The organism is Frondihabitans peucedani (assembly GCF_039537585.1).
GTDB classification, from domain to species: domain Bacteria; phylum Actinomycetota; class Actinomycetes; order Actinomycetales; family Microbacteriaceae; genus Frondihabitans; species Frondihabitans peucedani.
The window spans coordinates 221,925-244,198 of the sequence record NZ_BAABAU010000001.1; the positions used below are offsets into that span (position 1 = coordinate 221,925).

General features: G+C 68.7%; 24 protein-coding genes. 12 read left to right on the forward strand and 12 right to left on the reverse strand.

The window, feature by feature from the left end; translation table 11 throughout:
• Positions 1-783: 783 nt before the first annotated feature.
• The 4 genes from qcrB to ctaE form a co-directional block, all read right to left on the reverse strand.
• On the reverse strand, positions 784-2,463 hold the full coding sequence (gene qcrB / locus ABD733_RS01015; RefSeq protein WP_425552847.1) for a cytochrome bc1 complex cytochrome b subunit: 1,680 nt from the start codon (positions 2,461-2,463) through the stop codon (positions 784-786).
• Complete coding sequence (qcrA, locus tag ABD733_RS01020) at positions 2,460-3,527, reverse strand: cytochrome bc1 complex Rieske iron-sulfur subunit (RefSeq protein ID WP_344793185.1); 1,068 nt, start codon at positions 3,525-3,527, stop codon at positions 2,460-2,462. Before qcrA ends, qcrB begins: the two co-directional genes overlap by 4 nt.
• 61 nt (positions 3,528-3,588) lie before the next feature.
• The gene (qcrC, locus tag ABD733_RS01025; protein ID WP_344793186.1) at positions 3,589-4,428 is read right to left on the reverse strand and encodes a cytochrome bc1 complex diheme cytochrome c subunit; all 840 of its coding nucleotides are present in this window, start codon (positions 4,426-4,428) and stop codon (positions 3,589-3,591) included.
• 21 nt (positions 4,429-4,449) lie between these two features.
• Positions 4,450-5,094, reverse strand: coding sequence for an aa3-type cytochrome oxidase subunit III (gene ctaE, locus ABD733_RS01030; protein ID WP_344793187.1), 645 nt, complete (start codon positions 5,092-5,094; stop codon positions 4,450-4,452).
• Positions 5,095-5,187: 93 nt separating this feature from the next.
• Between ctaE and trpD the strand changes: the two genes are divergently transcribed.
• Positions 5,188-6,240, forward strand: coding sequence for an anthranilate phosphoribosyltransferase (trpD, locus tag ABD733_RS01035; protein ID WP_344793188.1), 1,053 nt, complete (start codon positions 5,188-5,190; stop codon positions 6,238-6,240).
• A gap of 61 nt (positions 6,241-6,301) precedes the next feature.
• Here the strand turns inward: trpD and glpK are convergent, their stop codons facing one another.
• Together glpK and ABD733_RS01045 are read right to left on the reverse strand one after the other, a co-directional pair.
• Entirely contained in the window at positions 6,302-7,819 is a 1,518-nt protein-coding gene (glpK, locus tag ABD733_RS01040) for a glycerol kinase GlpK (protein WP_344793189.1), read from the reverse strand.
• Between the two features lie 50 nt (positions 7,820-7,869).
• On the reverse strand, positions 7,870-8,589 hold the full coding sequence (locus tag ABD733_RS01045; protein WP_344793190.1) for an MIP/aquaporin family protein: 720 nt from the start codon (positions 8,587-8,589) through the stop codon (positions 7,870-7,872).
• A gap of 215 nt (positions 8,590-8,804) precedes the next feature.
• Between ABD733_RS01045 and dhaK the strand changes: the two genes are divergently transcribed.
• From dhaK to dhaM, 3 genes are all read left to right on the forward strand, one after another.
• The gene (gene dhaK / locus ABD733_RS01050; RefSeq protein ID WP_344793191.1) at positions 8,805-9,806 is read left to right on the forward strand and encodes a dihydroxyacetone kinase subunit DhaK; all 1,002 of its coding nucleotides are present in this window, start codon (positions 8,805-8,807) and stop codon (positions 9,804-9,806) included.
• Between the two features lie 138 nt (positions 9,807-9,944).
• Complete coding sequence (gene dhaL, locus ABD733_RS01055) at positions 9,945-10,589, forward strand: dihydroxyacetone kinase subunit DhaL (protein ID WP_344793192.1); 645 nt, start codon at positions 9,945-9,947, stop codon at positions 10,587-10,589.
• A gap of 2 nt (positions 10,590-10,591) precedes the next feature.
• Positions 10,592-11,284, forward strand: coding sequence for a dihydroxyacetone kinase phosphoryl donor subunit DhaM (gene dhaM, locus ABD733_RS01060; RefSeq protein WP_344793193.1), 693 nt, complete (start codon positions 10,592-10,594; stop codon positions 11,282-11,284).
• Here dhaM and ABD733_RS01065 read toward each other — a convergent pair.
• Entirely contained in the window at positions 11,281-11,670 is a 390-nt protein-coding gene (locus ABD733_RS01065; RefSeq protein WP_344793194.1) for a YchJ family protein, read from the reverse strand. The genes dhaM and ABD733_RS01065 overlap by 4 nt on opposite strands.
• Positions 11,671-11,762: 92 nt before the next feature.
• Between ABD733_RS01065 and ABD733_RS01070 the strand changes: the two genes are divergently transcribed.
• Positions 11,763-11,951, forward strand: coding sequence for a hypothetical protein (locus ABD733_RS01070; protein WP_344793195.1), 189 nt, complete (start codon positions 11,763-11,765; stop codon positions 11,949-11,951).
• 24 nt (positions 11,952-11,975) lie between these two features.
• Here ABD733_RS01070 and ABD733_RS01075 read toward each other — a convergent pair whose 3' ends face one another.
• Complete coding sequence (locus ABD733_RS01075; protein ID WP_344793196.1) at positions 11,976-12,746, reverse strand: SDR family oxidoreductase; 771 nt, start codon at positions 12,744-12,746, stop codon at positions 11,976-11,978.
• A 78-nt stretch (positions 12,747-12,824) separates the two neighbouring features.
• Between ABD733_RS01075 and ABD733_RS01080 the strand changes: the two genes are divergently transcribed.
• Positions 12,825-13,619 (forward strand): SDR family NAD(P)-dependent oxidoreductase, encoded by a 795-nt coding sequence (locus ABD733_RS01080; protein ID WP_344793197.1) that lies wholly within the window; start codon positions 12,825-12,827, stop codon positions 13,617-13,619.
• Between the two features lie 12 nt (positions 13,620-13,631).
• On the opposite strand, the gene ABD733_RS01085 is transcribed toward ABD733_RS01080, so the two are convergent.
• Positions 13,632-14,087: a hypothetical protein gene (locus ABD733_RS01085; protein ID WP_344793198.1), complete on the reverse strand. Its 456-nt coding sequence runs from the start codon at positions 14,085-14,087 to the stop codon at positions 13,632-13,634.
• Between the two features lie 349 nt (positions 14,088-14,436).
• Here ABD733_RS01085 and ABD733_RS01090 point away from each other — a divergent pair, with 349 nt between their 5' ends.
• The gene (locus ABD733_RS01090) at positions 14,437-14,793 is read left to right on the forward strand and encodes a hypothetical protein (RefSeq protein WP_344793199.1); all 357 of its coding nucleotides are present in this window, start codon (positions 14,437-14,439) and stop codon (positions 14,791-14,793) included.
• Between the two features lies 1 nt (position 14,794).
• A complete protein-coding gene (locus ABD733_RS01095; RefSeq protein ID WP_344793200.1) occupies positions 14,795-15,589 on the forward strand; it encodes a nitroreductase family protein in 795 nt (264 codons plus the stop codon).
• 96 nt (positions 15,590-15,685) lie between these two features.
• Here ABD733_RS01095 and ABD733_RS01100 read toward each other — a convergent pair whose 3' ends face one another.
• The 3 genes from ABD733_RS01100 to ABD733_RS01110 all read right to left on the reverse strand — a co-directional run bounded on the left by ABD733_RS01100 (position 15,686) and on the right by ABD733_RS01110 (position 17,048).
• On the reverse strand, positions 15,686-16,153 hold the full coding sequence (locus tag ABD733_RS01100) for a hypothetical protein (protein WP_344793201.1): 468 nt from the start codon (positions 16,151-16,153) through the stop codon (positions 15,686-15,688).
• Entirely contained in the window at positions 16,150-16,479 is a 330-nt protein-coding gene (locus tag ABD733_RS01105; RefSeq protein ID WP_344793202.1) for a PadR family transcriptional regulator, read from the reverse strand. Before ABD733_RS01105 ends, ABD733_RS01100 begins: the two co-directional genes overlap by 4 nt.
• Before the next feature lie 62 nt (positions 16,480-16,541).
• The gene (locus ABD733_RS01110; protein WP_344793203.1) at positions 16,542-17,048 is read right to left on the reverse strand and encodes a low affinity iron permease family protein; all 507 of its coding nucleotides are present in this window, start codon (positions 17,046-17,048) and stop codon (positions 16,542-16,544) included.
• Between the two features lie 460 nt (positions 17,049-17,508).
• Between ABD733_RS01110 and ABD733_RS01115 the strand changes: the two genes are divergently transcribed.
• The 4 genes from ABD733_RS01115 (at position 17,509) to ABD733_RS01130 (ending at position 22,274) form a co-directional block, all read left to right on the forward strand.
• The gene (locus ABD733_RS01115; protein ID WP_344793204.1) at positions 17,509-19,035 is read left to right on the forward strand and encodes an ABC transporter substrate-binding protein; all 1,527 of its coding nucleotides are present in this window, start codon (positions 17,509-17,511) and stop codon (positions 19,033-19,035) included.
• Between the two features lie 94 nt (positions 19,036-19,129).
• Entirely contained in the window at positions 19,130-20,344 is a 1,215-nt protein-coding gene (locus ABD733_RS01120; protein ID WP_344793205.1) for an amidase, read from the forward strand.
• An 89-nt stretch (positions 20,345-20,433) separates the two neighbouring features.
• On the forward strand, positions 20,434-21,393 hold the full coding sequence (locus ABD733_RS01125) for an ABC transporter permease (protein ID WP_344793206.1): 960 nt from the start codon (positions 20,434-20,436) through the stop codon (positions 21,391-21,393).
• Positions 21,390-22,274, forward strand: coding sequence for an ABC transporter permease (locus ABD733_RS01130; RefSeq protein ID WP_344793207.1), 885 nt, complete (start codon positions 21,390-21,392; stop codon positions 22,272-22,274). The genes ABD733_RS01125 and ABD733_RS01130 overlap by 4 nt, the downstream gene beginning before the upstream one ends.

Here is a 22,274-nt window from a genome sequence, read left to right on the forward strand (position 1 = left end):
TGGCGTCGTCGTGAGGGTTCTGCCGCCCCTGGACACCCCGAGCGATAGGAGCTCGATGAGTCGAGCAGAGGCCGCCGAGATCGCAGTTCGACAAGTCTTGACGGGCGGGGTCATGTCGAAGTGCGATGTCGAAGCCGGAATGGTTTGAGCATGGCGGCAGGCTCGCCGAGACCGCGGTAGGCGTCGCCATAGTTGACCGGAAGGTGACGTGTAGTGCGATCTCGACGGGGGGATGGGTTGAGCAGGACGGCAGGCTCGCCGACATCGCAGTTCGACACGCTTTGACGGGCTGGGACTATGTCGAAGTGCGATCTCGACGCGGGGATGGTTGGAGCAAGGCGGCAGGGTCGCCGAGATCGCAGTAGACGTCGCCATAGTTGACCGGAAGGCGACGAGTAGTGCGCTCTCGAGGCCGGCATGGTTTGAGGAGGACGACAGGCTCGCCGAGATCGCAGTAAGCGTCGCCAAAGTCGACCAGAAGGCGACGAGAGTAGTGCGCTCTCGACGCGGGGGATCGTTTGAGCAGGACGGCAGGCTCGCCGAGATCGCAGTTCGACACGCTTTGACGGGCTGGGACTATGTCGAAGTGCGATGTGTCGACGCGGGGATGGTTTGCGCATGGCGGCAGGCTCACCCGAGATCACCGTAGACGTCGCTCCAGCCGGGGGGAGAGGCGACGACTAGTGCTACGTCGAGAAGCGCACCACCACGACCCCACAAAAGCCGAACGGCCCGCCACACTGGAAGGTGTGGACGGGCCGCGCGGGGGAGGAGCGGTGTGACCTAGTGCTTGCCGCCGGGGCCACCGTCGATCGCAGCGTGCGAGTCGTGGTGAGCAGCGTCGATCTCCGCCTTCGTGACCGGCGAAATGCGGTCCTCGAAGAAGAAGCCGGAGACGGAGGCACGCAGGCGCTCGATCGGCGTGACGACGCCACGCTCGTTCGGACGGACCATGAGCGGCTCGTACTCGTTGAAGCTGACCAGGGTCCAGCGCTCGTACTCGGTGAGCGGGGTGTGGACCTCGATGAACTCGCCGCCGGGGAGGCGGACGATACGACCCGACTCGTGCCCGTGGAGAGCGATCTCGCGGTCTTTCTTCTGGAGGCCGAGGCAGACGCGCTTGGTGATCCAGAAGGCGATGAACGGGCCGACCACGGCGAAGAACTGCATGACGTGGATGACCTGGTCGATCGACAGCTTGAAGTGAGTCGCCATGAGGTCGGACGAGGCAGCACCCCAGAGGGCCGCGTAGAGCGTCATGAGAGCCGCGCCGATGGCGGTGCGGGTCGGCGCGTTGCGCGGACGGTCGAGGATGTGGTGCTCGCGCTTGTCGCCGGTGACCCAGCCCTCGATGAAGGGGTAGAACGCCACCGTGGCGAGCAGGCCCATGAGGACGGCGATCGGGATCAGGATGTTGAACGAGACGGTGTAGCCGCCCCAGACGACTTCCCAGTGCGGGGGCACGAGACGCAGAGCGCCGTCCGCGAAGCCGATGTACCAGTCAGGCTGCGTACCCGCCGACACCGGGGAGGGGTCGTAGGGGCCGTAGTTCCAGATCGGGTTGATCGTGAAGAGCGACGCGATCAGGACGATGACACCGAAGACGATGAAGAAGAAGCCACCGGCCTTGGCTGCGAAGACCGGCATGACCGGCACGCCCACCACGTTGTCGTTCGTCTTGCCGGGGCCCGCGAACTGCGTGTGCTTGTTGATGACGAGCAGCAGGAGGTGCGCGCCGAGCATGGCGATCAGCAGGGCCGGGAGCAGCATGATGTGCAGCGAGTACAGGCGGCTGACGACCGCGGTGCCGGGGAACTCTCCGCCGAAGAGGAGGTACGAGATCCAGACGCCGATGACCGGGATGCCCTTCACCATGCCGTCGATGATCCGCAGGCCGTTTCCGGAGAGCAGGTCGTCAGGCAGCGAGTAGCCGGTGAAGCCCTCGGCCAGAGCCAGGATGAAGAGGACGAAGCCGATGAACCAGTTCAGCTCGCGCGGCTTGCGGAACGCACCGGTGAAGTAGATGCGCAGCATGTGCAGGCCGATGGCCGCGATGAACAGCAGCGCCGCCCAGTGGTGGATCTGCCGGAAGAGCAGACCGCCGCGGATGTCGAACGAGATGTTCAGCGCCGACTGCATGGCGGCCGACATGTCGATGCCCTTGAGGGGCACGTACGACCCCTGGTAGGTGACCTCGGCCATGGACGGCTGGAAGAAGAACGTCAGGAAGGTGCCCGAGAGCAGGATCACGACGAAGCTGTAGAGGGCGACCTCACCGAGCATGAACGACCAGTGGTCGGGGAAGATCTTGCGACCCACCTCTTTGACCAGGCCGGAGATGCTGGTGCGCTCGTCGATGTAGTTTGCGGCGGCGCCCATGAACTTGCTGCCCTTTGCAGGGCGGAGGGGCGCATTGCCCTGTTCGGCGTAGGACGTCACGTGGGGTTCGGTGAGTGTGCTCATCGGTCTCGCTCCCAGAAACTCGGGCCAACCGGCTCGTGGAAATCGCTCTGTGCAACCAGGTAGCCCTCGTCGTCGACCATGATGGGCAGCTGCGGGAGCGGCCGTGAGGCCGGCCCGAAGATGACCTTGCAGTTCTCGGTGACGTCGAACGTCGACTGGTGGCAGGGGCAGAGCAGGTGGTGTGTCTGCTGCTCGTACAGTGCCACGGGGCAGCCGACGTGCGTGCAGATCTTGGAATAGGCAACGATTCCGTTGTACTGCCAGTCTTCGCGGCCTGCGGGTTCGTGCAGGTCTTCAGGCTTGAGCCTCATGAGGAGGACGGCAGCTTTGGCTTTCTCTTCGAGCAGGTCGTCAGAGTCGAGCAGGGCTTCCGGGATGACGTGGAAGGCCGAACCGAGGGTGACGTCCGACGCCTTGATGCGGGTGCCGGAGGGATCGAGGGTGAGGTGCATGCCCTTTTTCCACAGGGTGTGCCGGAGCGTGACATTGGGATCCGTCTTCGGACCGAGGTCACGGAAGATCACGATGCCCGGCAGGATGAAGGCCGCGAGAGCTCCGAAGAGGCTGTTGCGGATGAGGCTGCGGCGCCCGAAGCCGGACTCCTTGTTGCCCAGCTCGAACACCTCGGCGGCCTTGGCGCGCGTGGCGTCGGTCCCGCGCGTCAGGTGACGCATCTCGGTGATCTCCTGCACGGGCATGAGCGTCTTCGACCAGTGGACGGCGCCCACGCCGATGGCAAGGAGTCCGAGGGCGATGCCGAGACCGAGGAAGAGGTTGTTCAGCCGGATGGAGCCGGTGTCGCCCGGCCTGATCGGGAACACGATGTAGGCGGCGACAGCGAGGCAGCTGAAGATGACCGACGCGAAGAACAGCGTGGAGACCTGACGGGCCGCCTTCTTCTCCTCGACGGGGTCTTTGTCGGTGACGCGGAGCCGGTGCGGCGGCTCGCCCGGGTTCTCGAAGGGCTCCGCCGGGATGACCGCCGTGCCGGCGGAGATCTTCTGCGGCTCGCTCTTCGCGACAGCCGAGCCCGTTGCCGGGGCCTCGTCGTCGTGATCTGCCATGGTGCTGCCTTTCGGTGAGTACAGGACCCGCTCGTCACATGCCGAGCGAGAAAGAGAGGGGCTAGTTGGAGCGGGCCGTCAGCCAGACCGTGATCGCGACGATTGCGCCGAGACCGAAGATCCAGATGAAGAGGCCTTCCGACACCGGACCGAGGTCGCCCAGCTGGAACCCGCCCGGGGACGGGTTCTTCTCGAGGTACTTCAGGTACGTGATGATGTCCGCTTTGTCTTGCGGCGTGATGTTCAGGTCGTTGAACACGGGCATGTTCTGCGGGCCGGTGAGCATGGCCTCGTAGATGTGCTTGGAGGACGTGCCCTTGAGGTTGGGGGCGAACTTGCCCTCGGTCAGCGCGCCGCCGGCACCGGCGACGTTGTGGCACATGGCGCAGTTGATGCGGAAGAGCTCGGCGCCCTTCGCGGCGTTGCCGTCGGCACCGAGGTACTTCGAGCTCGGCTCGGAGGGGCCGGTGCCGAGGGAGGCGATGTAGGCGGCCATGGCCTGCGTCTGCGCGTTGGTGAACTGTGCGGGCTTCTCGAGCGCCTGCGGGCCGTCGGCGGCCAGCGGCATGCGACCGGTGCCGACCTGGAAGTCGACGGCGGCCGAGCCGACGCCGATCAGGCTCGGGCCGGACGCGGTGCCCGCTGCGGAGAGCCCGTGGCAGGTCGCGCAGTTCGCCGCGAAGAGCTTCTTGCCCTCGTTGACCTGCGACTGGGACGCACCGCTGCCGGTGTTCGTGTCGGCGGTGGCCGTCGACGTGAACAGGGCGTACGCCCCGCCGGTGGTCAGGAGGCCGACCAGGATCAGCGAGACGGTCGCGAGCGGGGAGCGGCGACCGGCGCGCTTCTTGGAGGAAGTGGCGCCGGTCGTCTTGGACGTGGAGGCTGCTTTTCTGAGGTTCATTGCGCTGCGTGGATCCAATGCCTATTTGAGGATGTAGATGACCAGGAACAGGCCGATCCACACCACGTCGACGAAGTGCCAGTAGTACGAGATCACGATGGCGCTGGTGGCCTCGCGGTGTCCGAAGTTCTTGACCGCGTAGGCGCGACCGATGATGAACAGGAAGCAGATGAGACCGCCGGTCACGTGCGCGGCGTGGAAGCCGGTCGTGAGGTAGAAGGCGGAGCCGTAGGCACTGGACTGCAGCGTCACGTGCTCGGAGATCAGGTTGGTGTACTCGTACGTCTGCAGCGCGACGAACGTGGCGCCCATGGCGTACGTGAGGAAGAACCACTCGACGAGGCCCCACTTGCTGACCTGGAACAGCCGGCCGGTGCGCTTGCCCTGCAGGCGCTCGGCGGCGAAGACGCCGAACTGGCAGGTGACGCTCGAGAGCACCAGGGTGATCGTGTTGAACGCCGCGAAGGGCACGTCGAGCTTCGTCGTCTGCGACGCCCACAGCTCGGGCGACGTGCTGCGGAGCGTGAAGTAGATCGCGAACAGGCCGGCGAAGAACATCACCTCGCTTCCGAGCCAGACGATGGTGCCGACGGCAGCGGTGCTCGGCCGGTTGACGACCGGTGCACCAGTGGTTCTTGCGAGAGGGGTACTTGTCACAAGAGCCATTATGGCTGAAAAAGTGCAGCTTGCCCCGCTGCGAAAGAGTGCCAGTCTCGACATCGAGCTATCTGAGAGAAGCCGCTCAGTAGGCTGAGAAGCATGACCGACGCTCTGTCCTGGCCCCGAATCATCGACGCGCTGCTCGAGGGCGACGACCTGTCCATCGCCGATGCCACGTGGGCCATGGAGAGCGTCATGGTGGGGGAGGCGACTCCGGCCCAGCTGGCCGCCTTCCTGGTCGCTCTCCGGGCCAAGGGCGAGACGGTCGACGAGATCGTGGGCTTCCGCGACGCGATCCTGGCGCACGCTCTGCCGCTCCCCGTCGATTCCATGGGGGTTGACATCGTCGGCACCGGCGGCGACCGGTTCGGGACCGTCAACATCTCGACGATGGCCTCGATCGTGGTCGCTTCGTCGGGTGTCCCCGTCATCAAGCACGGCAACCGGGCCGCGAGCTCCGCGTCCGGGTCGTCCGACGTGCTGAGCGCCCTCGGAGTCGATCTGTCTCGTGATCCTGCGCGGGTCGCGGAGGTCCTCGGCGAGGTCGGCATCACCTTCGCGTACGCGGCGGCGTTCCACCCCGGCTTCAAGCACGCGGCGGCGACGCGGCGCGAGATCGGCGTGCCGACGGTCTTCAACTTCCTGGGCCCGCTGACGAACCCCGCCCGGCCCGAGGCGAGCGCCGTCGGAGTGGCCAATGCGTCGAAGGTCGGCCTGATCGTCGGCGTGTTCCAGACGCGCGGCGCGACCGCGCTCGTCTTCCGCGGCGACGACGGGCTCGACGAGCTCACGACGACCGGTCACAGCCACATCTGGGAGGTGTCCGGCGGGTCGGTCACGGAGCACGATCTCGATCCTGTCGAGCTCGGCCTGCCGCGCGTGTCGATCGACGACCTCCTCGGCCGCGACGCCCTGCACAACGCCGCCGTGGCACGGAGGGTGCTCGACGGCGAGAAGGGGGCGGTGCGCGACATCGTGCTCCTGAACGCGGCGGCCGGCCTCGTGGCGTTCCGTCTCGCGCAGGATCCCGCGCAGCGCGACCGCCCGATCGTCACGCGGTTCCGCGAGCAGCTCCGCGTCGCGGCCGAGGCCATCGACGCCGGTCTCGCGTCGGCCAAGCTGGCCGAGTGGGTGGCCGCGACTCGACGGTGACACGCACGTGGAAGGCCCGGCAGGAGCGATCCTGCCGGGCCTTCGTCACGCGCGGAGAGCGTCAGCTGACGTCGGAGTCGACCCAGTCGAACGTCTTCGTCACGGCCTTCTTCCAGAGGCGGAGCTGGCGCTCGCGCTCGTCGGCGTCCATGTTCGGCTCCCAGCGCTTCGACTGCTGCCAGTTCGCGCGCAGGTCGTCGAGGTTCTCCCAGAAGCCGACCGCGAGGCCCGCGGCGTAGGCGGCGCCGAGTGCCGTCGTCTCGGCCACGACGGGCCGGACCACGGGCACGTTCAGGATGTCGGCCTGGAACTGCATGAGGGCGTCGTTCGCCGTCATGCCGCCGTCGACCTTCAGCTCGGTGAGGTCGACGCCGGAGTCGGCGTTGACCGCGTCGAGCACCTCGCGGGTCTGGAACGCCGTCGCCTCCAGGGCGGCACGGGCGATGTGGCCCTTGTTGACGTAGCGCGTCATGCCGACCAGGGCACCCCGCGCGTCCGAGCGCCAGTACGGAGCGAACAGGCCGGAGAACGCCGGCACGAAGTACACGCCGCCGTTGTCCTCGACCGTGGTGGCCAGGGCCTCGACCTCGGGAGCCGAGTTGATGATGCCCAGGTTGTCGCGGAGCCACTGGATCAGCGAGCCCGTCACGGCGATCGATCCTTCGAGGGCGTAGTGGATCGGTCCGTCGCCGAGCTTGTAGCCGATCGTCGTGAGGAGGCCGTTCTCGCTCCGCACCTTCTCGGTGCCGGTGTTGAAGATCAGGAAGTTGCCGGTGCCGTAGGTGTTCTTCGACTCGCCCTGGTCGAACGCGGCCTGGCCGAAGGTCGCGGCCTGCTGGTCGCCCAGGATGCCGGCGATCGGGACCTCGCGGAGGAGCGACGACGACGAGGCGTAGCCGTAGATCTCGGACGACGACTTCACCTCGGGCAGCATCGACTTCGGGACCCCGAAGACGTCGAGGATGTCCTGGCGCCACTCGAGCGTCTCGAGGTCGAGGAAGAGCGTCCGGGAGGCGTTGGTGACGTCGGTGACGTGCACGCCGCCGTCGGTTCCGCCGGTGAGGTTCCAGAGCACCCACGTGTCGGTGGTGCCGAAGAGGAGGTCGCCCGCCTCGGCCTTCTCGCGGGCGCCCTCGACGTTCTCCAGGATCCAGACGATCTTGGTGCCGGCGAAGTAGGTGCTGAGCGGCAGCCCGACGATGTCCTTGAAGCGCTCGACGCCTCCGTCGGCGGCGAACCGGTCGACGATCTCCTGCGTTCGCGTGTCCTGCCAGACGATCGCGTTGTAGACGGGCTCGCCGGTGTTCTTGTCCCAGACCACCGCGGTCTCGCGCTGGTTGGTGATGCCGACGGCCTTGATGTTGTGGCGGGTGATGTTGGCGCGGCTGAGGGCCTGGCCGATGACCTCGCGGGTGTTCTCCCAGATCTCCTTCGGGTCGTGCTCGACCCAGCCGGCACGGGGGAAGATCTGCTCGTGCTCGAGCTGGCCGGTCGACACGATCGAACCGGAGTGGTCGAAGACGATGGCCCGGCTGGATGTCGTGCCCTGGTCGATGGCGAGGATGTAGTCGTCGCTCACGGGTGGTGCTCCTTCGTCGTTGAGTAGAACGGGGATGAGGGGGAAGAGCGTCAGGCCAGGGGGAGGAGGGCCGAGGAGAGCAGCGCCGCGAGGGCACCGCCGACCAGGGGTCCGACGACCGGCACCCAGGCGTACGACCAGTCGCTGCCGCCCTTGCCCTTGATGGGCAGGACCGCGTGGGCGATGCGGGGGCCGAGGTCGCGCGCGGGGTTGATGGCGTAGCCGGTCGGGCCGCCGAGCGAGGCGCCGATCGCGATGACCAGGAAGGCGACGGGGATGGCGCCGAGCTCCGAGGGCGTCTTGCCGTTGGTGAAGGCGATGATCACGAAGACCAGGACGAAGGTGCCGATGATCTCGGTCACGAGGTTCCAGGCGTAGTTGCGGATCGCCGGGCCTGTGGAGAAGACGCCGAGCTTCGCGGCGGGCTCCGGCTCCTCGTCGAAGTGGTTCTTGTACGCCAGCCAGACGAGCACGGCGCCGATGAAGGCGCCGACCATCTGCGCTGCGATGTAGACCAGGAACTGGACGAAGTCGATCTTGCCGAGGATCAGCTGGGCGATGCTGACGGCCGGGTTCAGATGGGCGCCCGACTTGTACGAGACCGTGACACCGGCGAAGACCGCGAGGCCCCAGCCGAAGTTGACCATGAGGGTGCCGCCGTTGAACCCCTTGCTCTTCACGAGCGCGACGTTCGCTACGACACCTCCACCGAGGAGCAGCAGCATCGCTGTGCCCACCGTTTCAGAGAGAAAAATGATTCCGAGGGACACGGTGACCTTCCTTAGTCGTTAACGGCGGTAGCACGGAAGGCGCGCTCCGCATTGAGCGTTTGTCACACCATAGACCCGGTGGCAAACATTTCAACCCCACAGGTCTGGACTTTGTTTTGTGTCTGGCTGTGTCCGTTACCGGGGCGATAACGTAAGCCCACGACCGTGCAGCCGAGAGCACTCGAGCGCTCCCGCGGTGAACAAGGAGGACTTCGATGAAGAAGCTCATCAACGATCCGAAGACCGTCGTCGACGAGTCCGTCGAGGGGTTCGGACTCGCTCACGCCGACCTCGTCCGGGTGAGCCCGGATCCGCTGTTCGTGGCGCGGGCCGGAGGCGCGACGACGGGCCGGGTCGGGATCGTCAGCGGCGGCGGATCCGGGCACGAGCCGCTGCACGCGGGCTTCGTCGGACACGGCATGCTGTCCGCGGCCGTGCCGGGCCCGGTGTTCACCTCGCCCACGCCCGACCCGATCGTCGCGGCGACGCTCGCCGTCGACGGGGGAGCGGGCGTCCTGCACATCGTGAAGAACTACACCGGAGACGTCCTGAACTTCGAGACCGCGGCCGACCTCGCCGACGCGGAGGGCGTCCGGGTGGTGTCCGTGATCGTCGACGACGACGTGGCGGTCAAGGACAGCCTCTTCACGGCCGGTCGGCGCGGCGTCGCCGGGACGGTGTTCGTGGAGAAGGTCGCCGGCGCTGCCGCCGAGCGGGGCGACGACCTCGACGCGGTCGCTGCTGTCGCGACGAAGGCGAACTCGGTGACCCGGACGATGGGCGTCGCCCTCCAGGCCGGGATCGTGCCGCACGCGGGCGAGCCGAGCTTCGTGCTCGCCGACGACGAGATCGAGATCGGCATCGGCATCCACGGCGAGCCCGGCCGCGAGCGGGTGACCCTCGAGCCTGCCGACCGGATCGTCGACCGCCTGATCGGTCCGATCCTCGACGACCTGCCCTTCTCGTCCGGCGACCAGGTGCTCCTCTTCGTGAACGGCATGGGCGGCACCCCGCTCGTGGAGCAGTACATCGTCTACCGCCGTGCCGCCCAGGTGCTCGCTGAGAAGGGCATCGAGGTCTCGCGTAGCCTGGTGGGCAACTACGTGACGAGCCTCGAGATGCAGGGCGTCTCGATCACCGTCGCGAAGCTCGATGCCGAGCTGACCGAGCTGTGGGACGCCCCGGTCGAGACGGCCTCGCTTCGCTGGGGGCGCTGATCCTGCGATCGGGTTCGACCATCCGCACGCGATCGCGAAGCGCACCGACGCGATCAGCACCGACGCGACCAGCACCGACGAGACCAGCACCGACGTCACCAGCACCGACGCAACCAGCACGACGAAAGGCAGCACCGCATGACGCTCGACCTCTCCTGGGTCACGACCTGGGTCGACGACACCGTCGCCGTCGTCTCCGACAACCGGCTGCGGTTGAGCGAGCTCGACCGCGAGATCGGCGACGGCGACCACGGTGAGAACCTCGACCGCGGCTTCGCGGCCGTCAAGGCCAAGTTCGACGCGCTCCCCGAGGGGTCGACGCCGGGCTCGGCTCTGAAGCTCGTCGCGACGACGCTCATCTCGACCGTCGGCGGTGCAAGCGGCCCGCTGCTCGGCACGGCCTACCTCAAGGGCGCCCAGGCTCTGGGCGATGCCGCCGAGCTGGACGCCGACGCGGTCGTCGCGCTCCTGACCGCCGCGCGCGACGGGGTCGTCCTGCGCGGCAAGGCCGAGGTCGGCGACAAGACGATGATCGACGCCTGGACCCCGGCCGTCGATGCTGCGACCGCGGCTGCCGCGTCCGGCGCCTCTCCCGCCGCGGTCCTCCGCGCCGCAGCGGACGCCGCCGTCGAGGGCGCAGCGTCGACCGAGCCCCTCGTGGCTCGGAAGGGCCGCGCCAGCTACCTCGGCGACCGCGCCGTCGGTCACCGCGACCCGGGCGCCGAGTCGTCCTCTCTCATCCTCATCGCCGCCGCGGAAGCGGCCGAAGCAACGGAAGGCTGATCATGGCCGCAAGCGTAGGAATCCTCGTCGTCTCTCACAGCTCGAAGATCGCGGAGGGCACGGTGGAGCTGGCGAAGCAGATGGCGCCGAGCATCACGATCGTCGCCGCGGGCGGCACCGACGAGGGCGGGCTCGGCACGAGCTTCGACAAGGTCTCGTCGGGCATCGGCCAGGCGCAGCAGGGCCGGGGCGTCGTGATCCTGGCCGATCTGGGCTCGGCGATCCTCACCGCCGAGACCGCCGTCGACTTCCTCGACGACGCCGAGAGGGCGCTCGTCGTGATCGCCGACGCCCCCGTCGTCGAGGGGACCGTCGCTGCCGCCGTCGCCGCCGAGACCGGCGGCTCGCTGACGAAGGTCGCCGAGGCCGCTCGCACTGCCACCGGCGTCGCCGACCCGCACGCCGACGAGCGCACGCTGAGCCGTGACGAGGTGTCGGGCGCCGTCGAGCGGTCCGCCACCCTCGTGAACCCCTCGGGGCTTCACGCGAGGCCGGCGGCGGAGTTCGTCAAGCACGCGTCGAAGTTCACCTCGAGCATCCAGATCAACGGCGTCGACGCGAAGAGCCTCCTCCGCATCATGGGGCTGGGTCTGCCTCAGGGGTCGACGGTGAGCATCGTCGCGACCGGGGACGACGCGCCGCAGGCCGTCGACGCCCTCATCGCCCTCGTCGACTCGGGCTTCGGCGAGGTCTAGGCGGCGTCGACGTAGACCCAGCGGTCTCCGACGCGCCGGAAGCGGCTCTCCTCCGACTGCACGCCCGCCGCGGCCCCGTGCCGGTAGCGCGCCTCGAACGTGACGGTGCCCGTCCGGTCGAGGAGGCCGCCGCCGGTGCTGCCGACGATGTCGAGCCGGTACCACCGGGTCTCCGGGTCGAGCTCGAGCGTGTCGGGCCGGGTCGCAGGATCCCACGTCTCGAGCAGGTAGGCCGCGTCACCGACCGCGAACGCGGAGTACCGCGAGCGCATCAGGCGTGTCGCCGTCGTCGCCCGGGCCTCTCCCCGGTGCAGGGGCAGGCAGCAGGATCCGTAGGTCTCGCCGCTGAGGCACGGGCACCGGGACTCGGGTGTGACGGCGGGCATGACCTGAAGCGTAGTGTCCACGGAGACGGCCCTCAGGCAGCGGCCGTCGGAGAACGGCGGTCAGAGGACAGTCGTCAGAGAGCGGAGACCTCATGCGGGCAGTGGTGATCGGAGTCGCAGCGGCGGTGTGTGTCCTGGCGATCGTGAGGTCGCGCCGAGCGGCCGGCGAGATCAAGAAGAGCGCGCGGTCGGCGAAGCGCAGGCAGGCCGTCACCCACGCGGTCCACCAGAAGCCGGGCAAGGTCGACCTCCCCAAGCTGCCGAAGATCAAGCGGAGCTGAACCCCGGCGCCCGGACCCGGGCGATCAGACCTGCGACACCGGCGAGACGACGAGCTCGTCGATCCGGACGTGCGCGGGGGAGTCGAGCACGAACAGCGCGGTCCGAGCTACATCGGTCGGCGTGAGCATCCTCTCGCGGGCCTCGCCCCCGGGGACGACGGGCCGCATGGCCAGGAAGTCGGTGTCGACGTCGCCCGGGCAGAGGTGGCAGGCGCGGACGCCGCTCGCAGCCTCCTGGACGTTGACCGTCCGGCAGACGGAGGCGAGCGCGCTCTTGCTCGCGCTGTACGCGACCCCGGCGCCGGGCGAGAACTGCCAGGCCGAGAACGACGAGACGACGACGATCTGGCCTCGCGCCCGGCGGAGAGCCGGCAGGGCGGCGTCGACGACGCGCGCGACCGCGGTCAGGTTGGTCTGCACGATGTCGTCGAACGAGTCCATCGTCTGATCCGCCCAGGTGCGCTGCGGCGAGTTGAGGCCGGCCGAGAGCACCAGCTCATCGATGGAGCCCCACCGGCGCAGGATCGCGTCGCGCGCGCCGATCACGGACGACCCGTCGCGCACGTCGCACGGCACGACGACCGCGCTCCCGCCGTCCTCCTCGATCAGCCGGACCGTCTCGCGGAGGGCGTCCTCGCGGCGGCCGCTGACGGCGACGCGCCGCCCACCGGACGCTGCCAGGAGGGCCGTCGCGCGACCCATCCCGCTGCCGGCGCCGGTGATCCAGAGCACGGGGGCGTCATCCTGCCGGCTCGTCGCTGCGCTGTCGGCAGGGGTCGTCGTCGCGTCGCTCACGGGGGCTCCTCTGCGAGGTGCGGTCGATCCTGCACCCTCCCTCCCACAGTAGGGTGCGAGAGACGAGGAGGTTCATCGATGCTGATCGACTACACCGGGCGGGTCGTGGTGGTGACCGGAGCCGCGCGCGGGATCGGGCGCGTCATCGCCGAGAGGTTCCGCGCGGAGGGCGCCGATGTCGTGGCGCTCGACCTCGCGTTCGACGAGGCGGACGAGAGCGCTGCCGGCACGGTGGCGGCAGGCAGCGGCCCGGGCATCACGATGATCCCCTGCGACGTCAGTGATCCTGCATCGGTCGCGTCAGCGGTCGCCCGGATCGACGAGCGGTTCGGCCGCATCGACGTGCTCGTGAACAACGCCGGGATCAACGTCGACGGCCTGGTCGCCGATCTCGACCCGGCCCGGTTCGCTCGCGCCCTCGAAGTCAACGTCGGAGGTGTCTTCGCCGTGAGCCAGGCCGTCGCACCCGTGATGAAGCGGGCGGGCACCGGCAGGATCATCAACGCCGCCTCGTTCGCCGCGATCGTCCCGAGCATCGGCAGCGCCGCCTACGCTGCCTCGAAGGCGGCCGTCGTGCAGTTCACGCGCGTCCTCGCGGGGGAGCTGGGACCGTGGGGGATCACCGTCAACGCGTACGCGCCCGGCATGATCCCCACCGCGATGAACGGCTTCGCCGAGCTGCCCGAGGACGCGCAGTCGCGGCTCCTCGACACGCTCACCATCCGGCGCTGGGGGAGCCCCGACGACATCGCCGACCTGCTGTGCTTCCTCGCGAGCGACTTCGCCGGCTACATCACGGGCACCCTCGTCGACGTGTCGGGCGGCAAGCTGGCGACGCAGATCCCCAGCCGGGCGTACGAGTCGGAGCGCTAGCGGGTCTGGCGCTCAGCCCTCCGTCTCAGGCGTGACCGGGCCGCTGCCGGGGGAGTCCGTACCGATCGCGTCGGCGCCGAGCGCCTCCTGGTCGGCCGTCTCGAGTCGTCCGTCCGCGCCGGGAACGTCTCCGTCAGGCGCATCCGCGGTCTCCGTCGAGTAGACGACCGGGTCGGCGGTGGGGAAGTCGCCGTCCGGGCCGACCGTGCCGTCGTCGGACGACTCCACCGGCGCGACGGCGTCCGCCGCGTCGACCACGGACGCTCCGTCGGGAGCCTCCTGAAGATCGCCGACCACCCCGAGCGCGTCCGCCGCCTCCCCGGAGTCCGTGTCGTCCGGCATCCCCTCCGTCTGCCGCCACTCCTCGACGTGGCCGGGGCCCGGCCGCCCCTGCACCAGAGACTGGCTCTCGTGCTTCAGCTCGTCGTCCAGCTGCGGGTTGTGCCTCGTGCTGCCGCGCTCGATCATGGGTTCGTCCTCTCCTGTCCGGTGGCCCCATGCAACGCGCGACGACGGGCCTCGGTCAGGGGTTGACGAGCGACCCGCGCCCGGGATACGCCCGACCGGAGCCTCTGGCACCTGTCGCTCACGCGTCGATCGTCGCTCCCGCGCGAGGCGCGCACGCCGTCAGGGCGCACGCCGCAGCGCTGACGTGGTAGATGAAGACGTCGAGGTACGTCGCCCTCGACGGGGCGAGCCCGCCCAACCACCGGGCGCAGGCGGCGATCCGGGGCTTGACATCGCCCGAAGGAGTTCGACCCGCCGGTCGCGGGAGCGGCCCCGGTGGTTGATTGAGGACGCGAATCGAAGGAGGACGATGACACCGACAGACCGAGCAGCCCTTCCCAGCCCCGGGACGATCGCGGCCCGCGGAGCCGCCTCGCTCTACGCCGCCAACATCTCCCTCGGCACGGCGGCCGCCCTCCGACTCCTCGACACCCGGGGCGTCCGCTGGGTCCACCACGCCCTCTACATCGCCACCGTCGCGGCGACCCTCGAGGCGCTCTGGCTGTCGTGGGGGAGACGGAGCGGGAGAGCGGTGTCCCTCGGACTCGCGGCGACCGCCCTGGCCACGGTGACCCGAACGTCCGGGCGCTCGCCGCGCCATCCTGCGCTGGCTCTTGTCGCGGCACCGGCCTTCGTCTCGGCCCTCGCCCTCCGCGCCGACGCCTGACATGGAGCTCTTCGACGCGATCGCGCGACGCCGCACCACGAACGGCCCCTTCCTCGACACGCCCGTCTCCGAGGAGCACCAGCGGACCCTCATGCGGGTCGCCGGCGCCGCGCCGAGCCAGCTGAACAGTCAGCCCTGGCGCTTCGTCCTGATCGAGGACAGGGCGACCATCGAGACCGTCGCCGGAATCAGCGGCTCGAGCATGACCGAGGCGATGTCGAACGGCTCGTTCTTCGAGCGGTACAAGCGGTGGTTCCGGTTCAGCCCGGCCGAGATGTCCGTGACGCGCGACGGCATGCTGTTCGACCGGCTCCCCGCGATCCTGCGCCCCTTCACCGGCCAGGTGTTCACCGCGGGCGGGCAGAGGACCATGAACCGGCTGCGGGTGCCGCAGCGGCTGGGGGAGGAGAACCGGAAGCTGGTCGCAGGATCGCCGCTCCTCATCGCGGCGCTCCTCGATCGCACCGAGGCCCGCCCGGGGGAGCTGTCGTCGTTCTACTCGATCTTCAGCCTCGGCGCCGCGATGGAGAACGTCTGGCTCGCGACCGTCGAGCTCGGCCTCGGCATCCAGTTCGTGTCGTTCCCGATGGAGGTGGAGGGCCGCTGGGCCGAGATCGAGGGGCTCCTCGAGGTTCCGGACGACCTCCAGCTCATGGCCGTGTACCGGGTCGGCTACGTGCCCGACCGGGAGCGGCGGCCGCCGATCGACTGGTCGAGCCGGGAGCGGCGGGCTCCGTCGCAGTACGTCTTCCGCGAGTCGTGCGGGCGGCCGCAGGACGGCTGGGACGAGGGCTGAGGGGGTCGGGGCTCGCTGGGGCGCTGCGTGCCGGTGCGGTGCTTGCCGGGGCGCTGCTTGCCCGCGTCGGGCCTCAGAAGCCCTCGTTGTGGACGCCTAGCGCGTCGACCGTGGGTCGGGAGCATCGCGCATTCTCCTAACCCGTCTGCGCAGGACGAGTCCCAGGGCCGCGGCCCCGATGAAGACACCTCCCGCAGCGAGCTGGACCCAGCCGGCGGCCAGGGCGGGCGTCGTGAGGCGCGTCGAGAACTCTCCGGGCCGAGGCGGCGGAATCGCCGGGAGGCTGAGGGTGATGGACGCGCGAGGAGAGACGCCCGCGACGGAGGCCAGAACGACGAGGGCGAGCAGGGCCAGGACGAAGAGTCCGATCGGTGCGAGGCCTGCCAGCCGCTCGACGCTGCCTCGGACCGCCAGATCGACTCGCGCGCGTCGTGCGGGTCGGCTCCGCCCCTCTGCTTCGGCTCCTGTGAGCAGGGTGTCGAGGAGCGCCTCGCCGTGCGAACGACGCCACGACCTCGAGTACCACCGCAGGGCCGCTCGATACCGGCGCTCGAGATCGTTCACGCTCCGACCCCGGTCACGCGCAGGCGGCGAAGAGCAGTCTCGGCGCCTCGCCGTCGCCGCTCCGCTTCTGCAGAGAGTCGAGCGCGACCGTTCTCGGTCAGAGCGAACGATCTCCGGAGCCTGCCCTGGACGATCTCCTCGGATGCGACCTCGACGAGGCCGTCGACACGCAAACGGTCGAGGGCGGCGTAGAGGGTCCCGGCCTGCAGTCTCAGTGTGTCGTCGGTGAGGGCTGCGGCATCGGTGATGATGCCGTAGCCGTGGCGCGGACCGGCCGCGAGGGACGACAGGATGACGAACGTCGGCTCGCGCATCTCGAGGGTCATGCGTCCACTATATTCAGATGGTATGACTATGACAAGTGCCCCTCGAGATGCAGGCGTCCGCTCTAGCCGTGTGGGTCCGCGCAGTGCTCGAGGGCACCTCGCGTCTGCACGGCCTCCTCGCGCTCGAGGAGGTCGAGGGTCGCGAGGGCCTCGAGTTCGGCGTCGGGCGCCTCCTCGACGGCGATGAGCCGATCGTCGGCGTGGGGGAGCGCGTGCAGGATCTCGTCGAGCTTCCGCTGGACAGCCGTCTGCTGCCGTGCCTGCGTGTGCTGGATGGCGAAGACCATGAGCAGGGTGATGGTCGAGCTGGTGATGTACAGGACGTTGTCCCACCAGGCCGGGAACGCGGCGACGAACCCGTAGACGACCCAGCCCAGGATCGCGAGGGCGGCGACGACCCCGGTCGTCGAGTGCGCGGTCGCCTCGTTGACCCGGTGCAGGACCCGGCTGCTCCATCGGCGTCCTGACGCGGTGCGCGTCTGCCGCGCGTTGATGAGTCCGCGCCGCCAGCGAGGGTGTCGCACCCGGTCGGCTGTCGAAGGGGAGGGCGGGGCGTCGGGACTCGTCATGGTGGTCACGGTAGGCGGGTTCTGACGGCACCGTCTGCGGGCCCAGGATCAGTTACTTGACATAATGTGCATTATCAGCGCGCCGCGGGAGGGCTCCGCGTCAGACACGCATTCCGGCCCGACTCACGCGGTACAACCCGTGTCTCGGGCCGAACTGCGTGTCACGAGCACGGACACGAGCACGCCCACGAGGCGCCCGCAGCCGAGGCGCACCGAGCCCCCGCAGCACCCCTCGTGCGGGTGTCACGACATTTCTTCCAAACGTAACAAGTTTGAAAAGAATTCTCACTACTGTAATCAACACTACGACGGAGCACTCGGTCGACCACCACCACGAGACACCCCGACCGACCGTCACCTGAGCACTTCCCCACGGTTCCACCACAGCGCACCTCGCGGGGTGCAGAGAGTAGTGAGGCACTCGATGAGAAAACGGACAGGAGTCGTCGCGGCTGTAGCAGTGACGGCAGCACTCGCCCTCGGCGGCTGCAGCGCGGGAGGCGGCGGCGGATCGTCGGCGGCGAGCGGCAAGCCGACCAAGGGCGGCGACCTGACGATGGCCTGGTCGGCCGACATCATCTCGATGGACAAGACCATGACGTTCGACAACAACTCCATCCGCGTGATGGAGCAGATCATGGAGCCGCTCTTCCAGGCCAGTGCCGACGGCACGAAGCTCAAGCCGTGGCTCGCCACCGGATACACGATCTCGAGCGACAAGAAGACGTACACGATCAAGCTCCGGAAGGGCGTGACGTTCTCGAACGGCGACCCGATGACGGCCAAGGACGTCAAGTTCTCGATCGACGAGGACACCAAGACCGGTGCCGCAGGCTGGGGCTTCATCAACTCCGCGATCAGCTCGGTCGAGGCCACCGACGACTCGACGGTGACGATCAAGCTCAAGTACGCCTGGGCTCCCCTGATCGCCGACCTGTCGCTGTTCTCCAACGGCGTGATCCCCGACGGCTACGGGGGCAAGACCGCGGCGGAGTTCTACAAGGCACCCGTCGGCACCGGCCCGTACGTCTGGGACTCCTGGAAGAAGGGGCAGTCGCTCAAGCTCACCGCGAACTCGAAGTACTGGCAGAAGGGCAAGCCGTACCTCGCAAGCGTCAAGTGGAACGTCGTTCCCGACGCCAACACCCGCAAGCTCCAGGTGCAGGGCGGCCAGATCGACATCGACGACACGCCCGACTGGTCGAGCCTGTCGTCCCTGAAGTCGGCCGCCGGAGTCAAGGCGACCACCTTCCCGTCGACTCAGATCGACTACATCGCCTTCAACCAGAAGCGCAAGCCGTTCGACGACGTGCACATCCGCCAGGCGATCTCGCTGGCGATCGACCGCAAGGCGATGCTGAAGGCGGTCCTGTTCGGCAACGGCAAGGTCGCGAACTCGCTCCTCTCCCCCGGCACGCCGTTCTACGACAAGGACGCCGGCGGGGCGACCCTCGACGTGAAGGCCGCCAAGGCCGAGCTGGCGCAGTCGTCCAAGCCCAACGGCTTCACAACCACGCTGCTCATCGCCTCCGGCAACCCGAACCAGGCCTCGGTCGCGCAGATCATGCAGTCGGAGCTGAAGGAGATCGGCATCACGATGAACATCAAGCAGCTCGACCCGACGGCCAACAAGCAGGCCCGTCTGGCGTCGGACTTCGACATGGCCATCTCGGCCTGGACCATGGACATCCCCGATCCCGACGAGTGGACCTCCTTCGCGGTCGACCCGACCGGCGGCTCGAAGTCGGCGTTCACGTCGTACGACAACCCCGACGTCATCGCGATCAACAAGAAGGCCCAGCAGGAGACCGACCCGGCCAAGCGTCAGGAGCTCTACTCGGAGCTCCAGAAGCAGACGAGCAAGGACGCCTTCCTGGCGTACCTGTACTACTCGCCCTACGTCTACGCGACGACCGACAAGGTGCAGGGCTTCCACGTGACCCCGCTCGGCAACTACCTCCTGCAAGACGTCTCCAAGACGAAGTAGCACCCGCACCACCGGGCGCCCGCTCTCCGGGGCGGGCGCCCCTCCTCTTCTTCGCACGCCGGTCGACGACGACCGCCCACCTCGAAAGGCCGCCATGGAAGCGCAGGATGCACGGGGCCGGGCCGACACGATCGGCCGCGCGCTCCACGCCGTGGTCGCGATCGTCCCGGCACTCCCCCGGCCGGTCTCAGGGCCCCTCTCCGGTCTCTCCGTGGCGGTCAAGGACATGATCGACGTGACCGGCTTCCCCCGTGGCAACGGCAACCCGATCGCCATGCACGGCCCCGCTGCCGCCGAGGACGCCCCGGTGGTCGCCGACCTCCGCCGCCAGGGCGCCGACGTGGTCGCTCTCGCCGCCCTCCTCGAGTACGCCGCGGGAGCCCAGCATCCTGAGCTCCCCGAGGCCCGGAACCCCGTCGATCCGTCGAAGACCGCGGGAGGGTCGAGCGGAGGATCCGCGGCCCTCGTCGGAGCCGGGGTCGTCCAGGTGGCCCTCGGCACCGACACCGGCGGCTCGATAAGGCTCCCCGCCCACTACTGCGGGGTCGTCGGCTTCAAGCCCACCCACGGCACGCTCTCGGTCGACGGCGTGACGCCGCTCGCGCCGAGCCTCGACCACGTCGGGCTGCTCGCCGTCGACGTGGCGACGACCGCCCGGGTGTTCGAGGCCCTGACAGGGCAGGTGTCCGAGGCCGTGTCACGCCCGCTCCGAATCGGAGTCCTGGTCGACCAGCTCGCCGACCCTCGGCTCGAGAGCGACGTCCGCCTGGTCGTGGACGCCGCGATCGAACGCCTCGGCGCATTCGGCGAGGACGACGTGGTGCTCGTCGAGGTCGGCGCCGGAGAACTCGACCGGCTGAACGGGCCGATCGGTGCGCTGATCCTGCGCGAGGCGTGGCAGGTGCACGGCACCAGGATCACCCGGTCGCCGGATCACTTCGGCGCACCGACCGCGCGCCTCCTCCACTCCGCCGCCGAGGTCACCGAGGCCGACTACGCCGCAGCGCTCGCGGAGCGCGACGCGCTCCTCCCCCGGGCCCTCGCCCTGCTCGACGACGTCGACCTGCTGCTCGGCCCCGCAGCCCCGTACGCGGCGCCGGAGGTCTCCCCGCCGATCGACACCCCCGATGGCGAGATCGAGGGCATCTTCTCCGGGCCCTACAACGTGACCGGCCAGCCGGCGCTCGTGCTCACCTGCGGCCAGACCGCCGACGGTCTCCCGGTCGGTCTGCAACTCGCCGCCACGAGAGGCTCCGACGCCCTCCTCCTGGCCGGGGCGGAAGTCGTCGAACGCCTCCTCGGAGGGTGACTCTGTTGTCTCTCGTTCGTAACAAGATTGAAAAGAAGACCACGTACTGTAGTGATCAGTACAAACCAGCAACCAAGGAGGTGTGACCGATGCTCCACCGTCTGCGCTTCATCCCCGGCCGGCTCGTCCAGTCGATCCCCGTCGCCCTCGGCGTGACGCTCATCGTCTTCTTCATGGCGCACCTCCTGCCCGGCAATGCGGCCCTCGCGCTCCTCGGCGAGCGCGCCACCAAGCAGAGCGTCGCCGCCCTGACCGAGCAGCTCGGTCTCGACAAGCCGCTCTGGCAGCAGTACTTCCTCTTTCTCGGGCAGCTCTTCCAAGGCAATCTCGGGACGAGCCTGACCTACCAGACGCCCGTGCTGCAGCTGCTCACGACGGCGATCCCGGTGACGCTGTCGCTCCTGCTCTACGCGCTCGTGCTCGCTCTCGTGATCAGCATCCCCCTGTCGGCCCTCGCGGCCTTCCGTCCGGGTGGCGCCCGCGACCTGAGCGTCCGCGGCTTCACGCTGCTCGGTCAGGGCATGCCGCAGTTCTGGCTCGGCATCATGCTGATCCTGCTGCTCGGGGTGACCCTCCGCGTGTTCCCGGTGGGCGGCTACGGCGACGACATCCCCGCGCACCTCTACTACCTCTTCCTCCCGGCGCTCACGCTGGCGATCGCGATGTCGCCGACGATCATCCGGAGTCTCCGCTCGTCGATGATCAGCGTGCTCGAGGCGGAGTACGTCGGGACCGCCAAGTCGAAGGGCGCGTACGGGGTCGAGCTGTTCGGCGGTCACGTGCTGCGGAACGCGGCGATCCCCACCGTCTCGGTCATCGGGGTGAACCTCGGGTTCCTGGTCGGAGGGTCGCTCGTGATCGAGCGGGTGTTCGCCCTCCCGGGCCTCGGGTCGCTGATGATCAACTCGATCTTCACCCGCGACTTCCCGACCATCCAGGGCGTGACGCTGTTCGTCGCCCTGTTCGTGGTGGTCGTCGGGATCCTGACCGACGTCGTCTACACGATGCTCGACCCGCGGGTCGACCTCAGCAGGAAGGCGCGCGCGTGACCACTCCCACGACCGCCCTGGTCACGTTCGCCTCCCGCCGCCGCAGCAACCGGTCGCGAGCGCTCCGCCCCTGGTACCGCAACGGGCCTCTGATGGCGGGCGCCGTGATCGTCGGTCTGCTGGTGCTCGTCGCGGTCCTCGCCCCGGTGCTCGCGCCCTTCGACCCGGTGAAGCAGAACCTCACGCACGCGCTCGAGTCGCCGTCGTCGACGCACCTGCTCGGCACCGACAAGTACGGCCGCGACGTGATGTCCCGTCTCATCTGGGGTGCTCGCGTCGACCTTCGGGTGGGCTTCCTCGCCGTCCTGATCCCGTTCGTCGTGGGCACGGTGATCGGGGGAATCGCCGGCTACGCGGGCGGCTGGCTCGACACCGTGCTGATGCGGATCGTCGACATCTTCTTCGCCTTCCCGTTCTACGTCATGGTGATCGTGCTGGTCTTCGTCTTCGGTTCGGGCGAGTTCAGCATCTACATCGCCATCGCCGCGGTCTCGTGGGTGTCGTACGCCAAGATCGTCCGCGGCGAGGTGCTGGTCGCGAAAGAGCAGGACTACGTCGTGGCCGCTCGACTCGGCGGGATGTCGCACGGCCGCATCCTGCTCCGCCACATCGGGCCCAACGTGCTGTCGCAGGCGATCATCTACGCCATGAGCGACATCGTCATGGACATCATGGCGATCGTCACCCTCGGCTACCTCGGCCTCGGGATCGCCCCGCCGACGGCGGAGTGGGGCTCGATGATCAACGACGGCCAGGAGTTCATCACCACCCAGTGGCAGCAGGCCACCATCCCCGGTCTCGTCGTCGTCGTCACCAGCCTCGGCCTGTCGTGGCTCGGCGACGGCCTCTCCGACCTCCTGAGCCCCGAGAGGAGGAAGTGA

What these genes read in the sequence shown, in the direction of transcription:
- dhaM (WP_344793193.1), top strand. Translation starts at nt 10,592, where the DNA reads ATGGCCGCAAGCGTAGGAATCCTCGTCGTCTCTCACAGCTCGAAGATC.
- ABD733_RS01095 (WP_344793200.1), top strand. Translation starts at nt 14,795, where the DNA reads ATGGAGCTCTTCGACGCGATCGCGCGACGCCGCACCACGAACGGCCCC.
- ABD733_RS01105 (WP_344793202.1), bottom strand. Translation starts at nt 16,479, where the DNA reads ATGACCCTCGAGATGCGCGAGCCGACGTTCGTCATCCTGTCGTCCCTC.
- trpD (WP_344793188.1), top strand. Translation starts at nt 5,188, where the DNA reads ATGACCGACGCTCTGTCCTGGCCCCGAATCATCGACGCGCTGCTCGAG.
- ABD733_RS01070 (WP_344793195.1), top strand. Translation starts at nt 11,763, where the DNA reads ATGCGGGCAGTGGTGATCGGAGTCGCAGCGGCGGTGTGTGTCCTGGCG.
- ctaE (WP_344793187.1), bottom strand. Translation starts at nt 5,094, where the DNA reads ATGGCTCTTGTGACAAGTACCCCTCTCGCAAGAACCACTGGTGCACCG.
- ABD733_RS01080 (WP_344793197.1), top strand. Translation starts at nt 12,825, where the DNA reads ATGCTGATCGACTACACCGGGCGGGTCGTGGTGGTGACCGGAGCCGCG.
- ABD733_RS01110 (WP_344793203.1), bottom strand. Translation starts at nt 17,048, where the DNA reads ATGACGAGTCCCGACGCCCCGCCCTCCCCTTCGACAGCCGACCGGGTG.
- ABD733_RS01120 (WP_344793205.1), top strand. Translation starts at nt 19,130, where the DNA reads ATGGAAGCGCAGGATGCACGGGGCCGGGCCGACACGATCGGCCGCGCG.
- qcrB (WP_425552847.1), bottom strand. Translation starts at nt 2,463, where the DNA reads ATGAGCACACTCACCGAACCCCACGTGACGTCCTACGCCGAACAGGGC.
- qcrC (WP_344793186.1), bottom strand. Translation starts at nt 4,428, where the DNA reads ATGAACCTCAGAAAAGCAGCCTCCACGTCCAAGACGACCGGCGCCACT.
- dhaL (WP_344793192.1), top strand. Translation starts at nt 9,945, where the DNA reads ATGACGCTCGACCTCTCCTGGGTCACGACCTGGGTCGACGACACCGTC.
- ABD733_RS01085 (WP_344793198.1), bottom strand. Translation starts at nt 14,087, where the DNA reads ATGATCGAGCGCGGCAGCACGAGGCACAACCCGCAGCTGGACGACGAG.
- dhaK (WP_344793191.1), top strand. Translation starts at nt 8,805, where the DNA reads ATGAAGAAGCTCATCAACGATCCGAAGACCGTCGTCGACGAGTCCGTC.
- ABD733_RS01090 (WP_344793199.1), top strand. Translation starts at nt 14,437, where the DNA reads ATGACACCGACAGACCGAGCAGCCCTTCCCAGCCCCGGGACGATCGCG.
- ABD733_RS01125 (WP_344793206.1), top strand. Translation starts at nt 20,434, where the DNA reads ATGCTCCACCGTCTGCGCTTCATCCCCGGCCGGCTCGTCCAGTCGATC.
- ABD733_RS01065 (WP_344793194.1), bottom strand. Translation starts at nt 11,670, where the DNA reads ATGCCCGCCGTCACACCCGAGTCCCGGTGCCCGTGCCTCAGCGGCGAG.
- qcrA (WP_344793185.1), bottom strand. Translation starts at nt 3,527, where the DNA reads ATGGCAGATCACGACGACGAGGCCCCGGCAACGGGCTCGGCTGTCGCG.